The organism is Streptomyces sp. SID1328 (assembly GCF_009865595.1).
Lineage (GTDB): Bacteria > Actinomycetota > Actinomycetes > Streptomycetales > Streptomycetaceae > Streptomyces > Streptomyces griseoluteus.
Window position 1 is genome coordinate 1 of sequence record NZ_WWKH01000227.1, and the last position, 2,060, is coordinate 2,060.

The 2,060-nt window shown below is 73.3% G+C and carries 1 protein-coding gene and 1 pseudogene; one reads left to right on the forward strand and one right to left on the reverse strand.

The features are described 5' to 3' along the window. Positions 1–145: pseudogene (locus tag GT030_RS06495) on the forward strand (SGNH/GDSL hydrolase family protein); the annotation flags it as partial. Positions 146–169: 24 nt separating this feature from the next. Here GT030_RS06495 and pgm read toward each other — a convergent pair. Continuing rightward, positions 170–1,810 (reverse strand): phosphoglucomutase (alpha-D-glucose-1,6-bisphosphate-dependent), encoded by a 1,641-nt coding sequence (gene pgm / locus GT030_RS06500; RefSeq protein ID WP_161200253.1) that lies wholly within the window; start codon positions 1,808–1,810, stop codon positions 170–172. Between the last annotated feature and the right edge of the window lie 250 nt (positions 1,811–2,060).

Here is a 2,060-nt window from a genome sequence, read left to right on the forward strand (position 1 = left end):
CATGTGCAAGGCGCCCGGCGAGCGCTGGATCGAGCCGCTCCGGCCGGCCTCCCCCGCCGCGCCCGCCCACCCCAACGCACAGGGCGAGGCGGCGATGGCGCGCGCCGTGCTGGACAGGCTGGACCGGGGACACGGCCGGCGCTGAGCCGGCCGCGCCCCGCACGGGGGCTCAGTCGCCGAGCGCCCCGAGGACGACGCCCTGGGCCTCCTCCTGCACCCGCGCGAGGTGGTCCGGGCCGAGGAACGACTCGGCGTACACCTTGTACACGTCCTCCGTGCCCGACGGGCGGGCGGCGAACCAGGCGTTGGCGGTGGTGACCTTGATGCCGCCGATCGGGGCGCCGTTGCCGGGCGCCTCGGTGAGGACGGCGGTGACCTCCTCACCGGCCAGGGTGTCCGCGGTGACCTGGGCCGGGGACAGCTTGCCGAGCAGCGCCTTCTGCTCGCGGGTGGCCGGGGCGTCGATGCGGGCGTAGGCGGGCTCGCCGAAGCGCTCGGTGAGGCCGGCGTAGTGCTCGGAGGGGGTGCGGCCGGTGACGGCGGTGATCTCGGAGGCGAGCAGGGCGAGCAGGATGCCGTCCTTGTCGGTGGTCCACACCGAGCCGTCGCGGCGCAGGAAGGAGGCGCCCGCCGACTCCTCGCCGCCGAAGCCGAGGTCCCCGCTGAGCAGTCCGTCCACGAACCACTTGAAGCCGACCGGCACCTCGACGAGCCTGCGGCCCAGGTCGCCGGCGACCCGGTCGATCATCGTGGAGGACACCAGGGTCTTGCCGATCCCGGTCGCCTCCGGCCACTGGTCGCGGTGGCGGTAGAGGTAGTCGATGGCGACGGCGAGGTAGTGGTTGGGGTTCATCAGCCCGGCGTCCGGGGTGACGATGCCGTGCCGGTCGGCGTCGGCGTCGTTGCCGGTGGACAGGGCGAACCGGTCGCGCTGCTCGATGAGCGAGGCCATGGCGTACGGGGAGGAGCAGTCCATGCGGATCTTGCCGTCCCAGTCCAGCGTCATGAAGCGCCAGGTGGGGTCGGCGTGCGGGTTGACCACGGTCAGGTCGATGTCGTGCTCGTCGGCGATCCGGCCCCAGTAGCCGACGGAGGCGCCGCCGAGCGGGTCGGCGCCGATGCGCAGGCCGGCGTCCCGGACCGCGGCCAGGTCCAGCACGCTGGGCAGGTCGCGGACATAGGCGCCGAGGAAGTCGTACCGGCCGGTGGTGTCGGCGGCGAGCGCGCGGGTGTAGGGGACGCGGCGTACGTCCTTGCAGCCGCCCGCGATGATCTGGTTGGCGCGGTCCTGAATCCACGAGGTGGCGTCGGAGGGGGCCGGGCCGCCGCTCGGGGGGTTGTACTTGAAGCCGCCGTCGGCGGGCGGGTTGTGCGAGGGGGTCACGACCACGCCGTCCGCGAGGCCGGTCGTACGGTCCCGGTTGTGGGCGAGGATGGCGTGCGAGACGGCCGGGGTGGGGGTGTAGCCGTCCTCGCTGTCGATGAGGACGGTGACGCCATTGGCCGCGAACACCTCCAGCGCCGTGACCTTCGCGGGCTCGGACAGGGCGTGGGTGTCGGCGCCGAGGAACAGCGGGCCGTCGATGCCCTGGGCGGCGCGGTACTCGCAGATCGCCTGGCTGGTGGCGGCGATGTGGTCCTCGTTGAACGCGGCCGCCAGGGACGAGCCCCGGTGTCCCGAGGTGCCGAAGGCGACCCGCTGGGCGGGGTCGGCCAGGTCCGGGTGCAGGGCGTAGTACGCCGTGACCAGGCGGGCCACATCGACAAGGTCCTCGGGACCGGCCGGACGGCCGGCTCGCTCGTGCGCCATGGGTCCGCTCCTCCGCATCGTTCTCTCTCCAAACGCTCAGGGCCATTTTGGCTCGTCAGGGCCCGTACGAGCGAACGGACCCACCCCACCGGGCATCCGCTGCCGCGTGCAACAGGCACGCTCTGCGTCACCGACGGGGAGTCCGCGTCCGGGTTCATCTGCCCCACTGGGCTCGTGTGCAAGCATGGCCGGGACGCGAGGGGCGGGAGGGATAAGCGTGATAGGCGGGGATGCTCTGCTGCTGCGGCCC

What these genes read in the sequence shown, in the direction of transcription:
- pgm (WP_161200253.1), bottom strand. Translation starts at nt 1,810, where the DNA reads ATGGCGCACGAGCGAGCCGGCCGTCCGGCCGGTCCCGAGGACCTTGTC.